This is a genomic window from Streptomyces palmae, from assembly GCF_004684805.1.
GTDB classification, from domain to species: domain Bacteria; phylum Actinomycetota; class Actinomycetes; order Streptomycetales; family Streptomycetaceae; genus Streptomyces; species Streptomyces palmae.
Genome location: NZ_SRID01000364.1, coordinates 1 through 6981 on the forward strand (window position 1 = coordinate 1; position 6981 = coordinate 6981).

At 67.6% G+C, this 6981-nt stretch carries 5 protein-coding genes; 3 read left to right on the forward strand and 2 right to left on the reverse strand.

Annotated elements, in window-relative coordinates:
* Positions 1-814, forward strand: an 814-nt coding sequence (locus E4099_RS34940) for an RHS repeat-associated core domain-containing protein (protein WP_280923527.1), incomplete at its 5' end; no start/stop codon positions are given.
* A gap of 2045 nt (positions 815-2859) precedes the next feature.
* Positions 2860-3678, forward strand: coding sequence for an isocitrate lyase/PEP mutase family protein (locus E4099_RS26725; RefSeq protein ID WP_135341689.1), 819 nt, complete (start codon positions 2860-2862; stop codon positions 3676-3678).
* 145 nt (positions 3679-3823) lie between these two features.
* Here E4099_RS26725 and E4099_RS26730 read toward each other — a convergent pair whose 3' ends face one another.
* Both E4099_RS26730 and E4099_RS26735 read right to left on the reverse strand, forming a co-directional pair.
* Positions 3824-4531 (reverse strand): carbon-nitrogen hydrolase family protein, encoded by a 708-nt coding sequence (locus E4099_RS26730; RefSeq protein WP_135341690.1) that lies wholly within the window; start codon positions 4529-4531, stop codon positions 3824-3826.
* 272 nt (positions 4532-4803) lie between these two features.
* The gene (locus E4099_RS26735) at positions 4804-5793 is read right to left on the reverse strand and encodes a LysR family transcriptional regulator (protein ID WP_135341691.1); all 990 of its coding nucleotides are present in this window, start codon (positions 5791-5793) and stop codon (positions 4804-4806) included.
* Positions 5794-6153: 360 nt separating this feature from the next.
* Between E4099_RS26735 and E4099_RS26740 the strand changes: the two genes are divergently transcribed.
* Positions 6154-6981 (forward strand): MFS transporter (locus tag E4099_RS26740; RefSeq protein ID WP_245245194.1); only part of this gene is annotated, 828 nt, incomplete at its 3' end.

Genomic DNA, 6981 nt, shown 5'->3' on the forward strand with positions numbered 1-6981 from the left:
CCCCCACCCCGTCACCCTCACCTGGGACCACGCGGGCCTACGCCCCATCGCCCAGACCGAACGCATCACCGACACCCTCACCCAGGCGGAGATCGACTCCCGCTTCTTCGCCATCGTCACCGACCTGGTCGGCACCCCCACCGAACTCGTCGACGAAACCGGCGACATCACCTGGCGCACCCGCTCCACCCTCTGGGGCACCACCACCTGGACCACCGACAGCACCGCCTACACCCCCCTCCGCTTCCCGGGTCAGTACTTCGACCCCGAAACCGGCCTCCACTACAACGTCCACCGCTACTACGACCCAACAACGGGGCGCTACCTGTCGGCGGACCCGCTGGGACTGGCCCCCGCGCCCAATCCGGCGACATACGTCCACAACCCATTAGGGTCATATGATCATCTTGGACTTTCCCCCTGTACGCCTAACACATGGACAGGACTTGAAAGGCGCACTACGAATACGGGGCCGTTTGCCGACCTCCAAGTTCCCATGCAAAAGCGCTATGTTAAGCGCATAGCCGAACAGGCTGGAGTCGGCCTTGACGGGGTAACCGTCAAAATAAATCGCGACGTAGACCTGATTGGCAGGGATCTGTACGGACACACAACACCAGGTAGGGTAATCACTCTATATCCCGATGCCTTCTCCTCGGTAGAGAACCTGGTGAAGACGATTGGCCACGAGAGGATGCATGTGATGCAGATCGACCTTTACGGGCGACCGAAGGACTTGACCCAAGAAGGCGCATGGGAGCGAGCAGCATACGACTCAGAGGATCAATTCTGGAACTTCTACAACGGGAATTGAGGAAATGAAAAGACGAGAACAATGGTTGAGAATTCTCCCATTGGTCACCGAAAACAACACTCTGAAGTGCCCTGACTGCGGCAGCGTTAGCCTGCAAGCCAGGTACATCGCCGATCCGATCAGCAGAATTGGCTATGCCCTACTTTGGTGCAACACGTGCCTCAACGGAGTATCCGTCTCACGCGCACGAGCACCCGAGGGAGCCAGTGTATGGGCAATTCAAGATCCTAAATCGTTCACCGGCATCCCAGATTTCACCAGACACGAATAGTAGACTGCATCAAAAGACACGGAAGAAATCACCTCAGCGCGAATCCACGCCCGGGCGTCAGGTGTCCGGAGGCGGCAGATCCAGCCGTGGCGGATGGCCTGGTTGTGAGACCGAGAGACAGCCCGATGTCGCTTGGCCACCGTCCCGCCCGGAGCGGTGACGCCCGCACCCGTGAACAGGCACTGGGGCCGATATCCCGAATCATCGCGGCGCCCTCTGTCCCGTCACTGCCGATATCGGGAGCGGGTACACCAAAAACCCAGAAGGCGTTGCCGAAACCATAACCGAGGCGCTCTCGCCGGGGGGCGACGATGACCACATCGAGGACGACACCAGAGCCCCTGCAGAGTTCACGAGCTGACTGGCCAACGCGCGCCAGGCCCTGGAAAATGTCAGGCGGGAACGAAGTATTAATACCTCATATGGTCAAGGGCGGCGCCATGGAGCGAGTGACTTTAGAAATAGAGCAAAGAATGGTCGTCTATCTACGGGCGGATGACGTCAGCGAACCCTGGGACAAGTTGGGAAATTTCAACGACCTCGCGGATAGGGTCCTGCGCGGTCATTGTGGAACTCGACGTATCACTCTTAGATTGATGCCTCATTGGCCTCCAGCCAGATATTTTCTGCACTGGAGCGACGGTATAGACCTCCAAGCCCTTGACGCCCATCTTTCACGCCACGACGGAGACGACGCCGACTTCAAGGGCGCACTGATAGCAGAAATCTCCTCCCGTAGGTGTCCCGCGTGCCGCACACGATTTTCAACACTCGTCCCAGCACCAGCGGTTCCACTCTTCTCCGACTACGTCGAGCGATCCCGGTCTCATACATTCAAGAAGAACTGTCCGCAATGCTCCAGCAGGTGGTTGACCGATATTCTCGAGTTCTGCGAGCCAGAGCCCTCGTAAGCTCTGGCACCTCACTGCGAGGTGCTGCTTGGAGTGCCGAGCACGTCCACTACCCAAGTCAATCTGAAGCCCCCAAGACTTACTCACTGAGGTGGGGAAATGGAACCTCGGGACCAAGAAGGAGCCGTCGGGAAACGCGCACGATGTATGAAGAACTAACGATCCGCGTGCAGAGTGACGGCCGCCAGATCGACTGGAAGATGATCGTCGACGGCGATGGGTCATGGACTCTGCGTCTGGTCTCACCTCGCGGGGTCGAATCCACAGCAGCCGGGAACAACGTATTCGAGGCACTGCGATCCATACGGACCGACCTCGAAGCACGAGGGGTGAAGCTCTGCTGCAACGGCGCGCGGGCCAATGTGAGGCCCTCTGGATTCTCGGCATCACACGGAGCTTGGATGCTCTACACACTCCGTATGTGGCGCCCGCCAACAGTACGGGATCTGGTCCCGGTTTTCGGCTACTGCCCACCCTCTCTCGTTGTGTCGGTGGACGAGCAGGACACTTACTGGCAACGGCACCTGAGCCACAGGGGAAAGTGGTTCAACCTCATCAACCCTGTGTGGTGGTTCTACGTCCTTACGGCTTCCTGTGGGCGCCCCAAGGAGTGGTGATTCCGGGCCACTGGACTCCACGACCATTCGGCTGGAGGGTGCCGCGGCGTCCGACATGCGCATAGCTCTGCCCTCCTCTGGGAGCCTCTCGTGCGTCCAGATTTCCGGCGCCGGGGTGGCGATTGCCGCCCCGGCCCCCTGCGCCACCGCCCGACCGGCTCGGCCCGGCCGGCAGGCGGATCGGGCTCGACGCCCATGTCGGATTCTCGCCAGAAGACGGGCCTGCCGCGGTGCTTGACTGCTCGCATGATCAGCACCCAGCCGGACAAGGCTCACCTCTTCCGCTCCCTGCACACCCCCGCCCGTCCCCTCGCGCTCGCCAATGCCTGGGACGTGGCGAGCGCTCGCGTCATCGAGGCCGCGGGCGCCCCCGCCATCGCCACGACCAGCGCCGGGGTCGCCTGGTCGCTGGGCTGTCCGGACGGCGACGCCCTCGCCCGTGAGCAGGCGCTGGGGCTGATCTCCCGCATCACCGCGGCGGTTTCGGTCCCCGTCACCGCCGATATCGAGAGCGGGTACGCGCAGGACGCGGACGGCGTCGCCGAGACCGTCACCGGAGTGCTCGCGGCGGGGGCCGTCGGCGTCAACATCGAGGACGGCACCCGGCCTCCGGCCGAGCTCGCCAAGCGGCTGGCCGTGGCCCGGCAGACCGCTGAACGCGCGGGCGCGGACCTCTTCCTCAACGCCCGTATCGACACGTACCTGTTCGGGCTCGGGGACCCGGAGACCCGACTGGACGAGACGCTGTCCCGGGCGCGCCTGTACGTCGACGCCGGCGCGGATGGCATCTTCGTCCCCGGCACCACCGACCCCGCCACGATCGGGGCGCTGGCCGAGGGCATCTCCGTACCGCTGAACGTCATGGCCGGCCCGGGAGTCCCGAGCGTCGCCGAGCTGGGCACCCTGGGCGTGGCGAGGGTCAGCCTGGGTGCGGGGGTGGCCCAGTCCGCGTACGCCGCCGCCCGACGTGCCGCGCAGGAGCTCTTCGGCACCGGCGGCTACGACTCCCTGACCGGTGCCATCGACTTCCCCGAACTCAACGCGCTGCTCGCCGCGAAGCGTTGACGGCGCCGTCATCGCCGAGCGTGCGGCCCCCGAAAGCACCCGGCGTCTGACAGTGAGCCCTTTCCAACCTCATCAGTCCAGGTCTCGCCCCCAATGGGGCAGCGGATCAGCTGGCCTCCCACACTCGGAGGGCGGCCACGAACCGTCAGTCGAGGGTCTCGGTGACCACAGCACCGGCCTCGGGGCCGGCCTGGGCTACCAGTGTGCCGTCGGGCGCCCACACCCCGGAGCCGCCGGAGGTCTCCCGGTACTCGCCGCTCGATCCCGCCGCGGTCGACAACACAACCCATACGCCGTGCGCTGCTGCCCGCTCCTGCATGTGCCCGTCCCGACGAGCCGCCTGCTCTGGGCCCGCACCGTAGAGCGTGCTGGCCACATACGCGTCGATGCCGAGTGCCGCTGTTTCCGCCGCGTGTTGCGGCACCGCCGCATCGCGGCACACGGCGAGCCCCAACCGCCACCCGTCGATCTCCAGCACTGCTGGTTTCTCGCCCGGGGTGAAGCGGATCCTTTCGTCTCCGTGCAGGAACATCTTCGCGTACGTCGCCGCCGCCCCCTGGCCCGTGATGGCCAGGGTCGCGATGTACTCGCGCCCGTCCTCGCCCTGCAGTGGAGCGCCCACCAGCGCCATCGCTCCCGTGCGGCGGCACGCATCGACGAGTGGGGCAAGCCGGGGGTCGTCCGCGGCCACCGCCGAGGCGGCGAGGTCGTAGCCCGTGAGCGAGAGCTCTGGGAAGACGACCAGGCGGGCCTCCGCGCTCAGTACGGCCTCGGCGTGCAGAGCGGCGTTGGCGGCGACGTCCAGGTCGACACAGCGTGGCTGGCAGACTGCGACGGTCAGCGGTTCAGGCACACAGCACTCCGGGTCAGGTGGGCGAGGCTCCGATCAGTCTATGCGGGTCGTGATCTTGCTGGGCGCGAGTACTGCGGGAACGGGTGCGACCACCGCTGATCACCGTGAGCGATGTGGACTGGTCGAGAGGGTGGCCGCAGGTCGCGGGAACTGCCGGGCACCAGGTCCGCAGGCTGGTCCAACTACACGGAAAGTGACCATGTCTGAGGTGGGAAATCCTCAGTGACGCGAGGGTAGCCGCCTTCGGGTCGGGCGGCCCTGGGGAGGCCCCCTCACCTCCCCCCGGTTCCGCCCCCCGCGGAGGGGATCCGCATGAGGCGGGCGTCCTGGTCGGGGAGCCAGGTGTTCGGGGGGCGGTGGAGCCAGCCGTGGTGGGCGGCCAGGTCGGCGGCGGTGCGCAGGAGGGCGTCCAGGCCGGGGTGGTGGAGGCCGCGGCGCCAGACGAGGGAGACCGGGGAGAGCGGGACCGGGTCCACCAGGGGCCGCAGCACCATGCCGGGGAGTTCGATGAACTCCACGCTGGCCAGGACGGACCAGTGGTGCTTGCGGACCACGCGGATGAACTCCTCCTCGCCGTTGATCTCCGGGAACGGCTCGGCGATACGGATCCCGCGTCCCGCGAAGAGCCGGGTGGCGAGGTCGGTCCACTCGGCCGTGGCGGGGTTGCCCGCGGCGGCGTACAGGGTCTCGCCGGAGAGCGCCGCCAGCGGGATGCTCTCCCGGGCGGCGAGGGGGTGGTCGTCCGGCAGCAGCACGGTCATCGGCTCGTAGCGGACCGGGTGGTGGTCGAGTCGGGCCAGGACGGACGGGGCCAGGCCCGCGACGCGCCCGAAGGAGACGTCCAGCCGCCCGGCGAGGATGTCGGCGGCCGCTCCGGTGAGGCCGCTGTGGAAGCGGGCCACCAGCTCCAGGTCGGGCACGGCGGCACGGGTACGGGTCAGCACCTGGTAGGCGGTACCGATCTTCGCCGCCACGTCGACCAGCAGGGGGCGTACGTCGCGGGCGAAGGCGGCGGCCAGTTCGTCGTGCGCCGCCAGTACCCGCAGGGCGTGCGGGAGCAGGCGTTCGCCCGCCGGGGTGAGGGTGACCTGGCGAGTGGTACGGAGGAAGAGTTCGGCCCCCAAGTACCCCTCCAGCCGCCGGATGTCGCGGCTGAGTGCCTGCTGAGCGACATAGAGCCGGGCCGCGGCGCGGGTGAAGTGGAGTTCTTCGGCGACGGCCACGAAGGAGCGCAGCAGGCGCGGGTCTATGTCATGGGGCACCCGGTCATCCTCCACCCTTCGGCATTCACATCGCTAGTGCGTTAATGAGTTCGGAAGGGGTGTTGGACCCGGGCCGCCACCGGACGCGACCGTTGTCGGGTGATCCTTTTCCTTGCTTCGCGTCCTGTGGTTCGGCGTCCGGCGGACGGTGGCCGCCCGAGGGGGCTCCGTCTCGTGGCGGGCGGTCGTGCGCCCGGTGGCCAGGTGGCTGGTGGCCGGGCGGCCGGTGCCCGCACCACGGACAGCCGTGTGGCCGATGGGGCCGAGGCGGGGCGTCCGGTGGCCGGTGGCGCGGGTGACCCCGGCCCCGCGGGAGCCGAGGAGGGTACGGCCGGGCCGAGGAGGCGGGGTCCGCGATCCGTGTTCGGGCCGTACCGGCGGATCTTCGCCGCGCCGGGCACCCTCGCGTTCACCGTCGCCGGGTTCGCCGCGCGGCTGCCCGGGTCGATGCTCGGGGTGAGCATGGTGCTGATGATCGCGCTGTCCCGCGGCTCGTACGCGCTGGCCGGGGCGGTCTCGGCGACCGGCGTGGCGGCCACCGCGATCGCCTCACCGCTGCTCGGCCGGCTGGTGGACCGGTACGGGCAGGCGCGGGTGTCGGTGCCGGCCGTCGGGGTGTTCGCGACCGGGGTGACGGCGATGCTGCTGTGCGTCCACTACGGGGCGCCGTCCTGGACGCTGTTCTGCTGCACCATCGGCTCGTCCGCCGTACCCAGCATGGGCTCGATGACCCGCGCCCGGTGGACGGTGATCTACCAGGACGACGAGGCGGCCCGGCACACCGCCGGCTCCTTCGAGCAGGTGGTGGACGAGGTGTGCTTCATGCTCGGCCCGGCATTGGCGATGGTGCTGTGCACGACGCTCTTCCCGGAGGCCGGGCTACTGGTCGGCGTCATCCTGATGGTCACCGGGGTGCTGGCGTTCACCGCCCAGCGCGCGACCGAACCCCGGCCGCACCGGACCGAGCCCCATCAGGCCCCGGCCCGCCCGCCGCTGCGGATTCCCGAGCTGCGGACCGTACTGGTCACCTTCCTGGCGACCGGGGCGGTGTTCGGGTCGATGGAGGTGGCCACGGTCGCCACCGTGGAGTCGTACGGCGCCGGGTCGGCGAGCAGTGTGGTGCTGGCCGTACAGGCGTCCGGATCGTGCCTGGCCGGGCTGGTGTTCGGCGCCCTGCCGGCGCGCGGC

Excerpts from the sequence above, each read along its gene's own strand:
- E4099_RS26725 (WP_135341689.1), top strand. The coding sequence starts at position 2,860 with ATGATCAGCACCCAGCCGGACAAGGCTCACCTCTTCCGCTCCCTGCAC.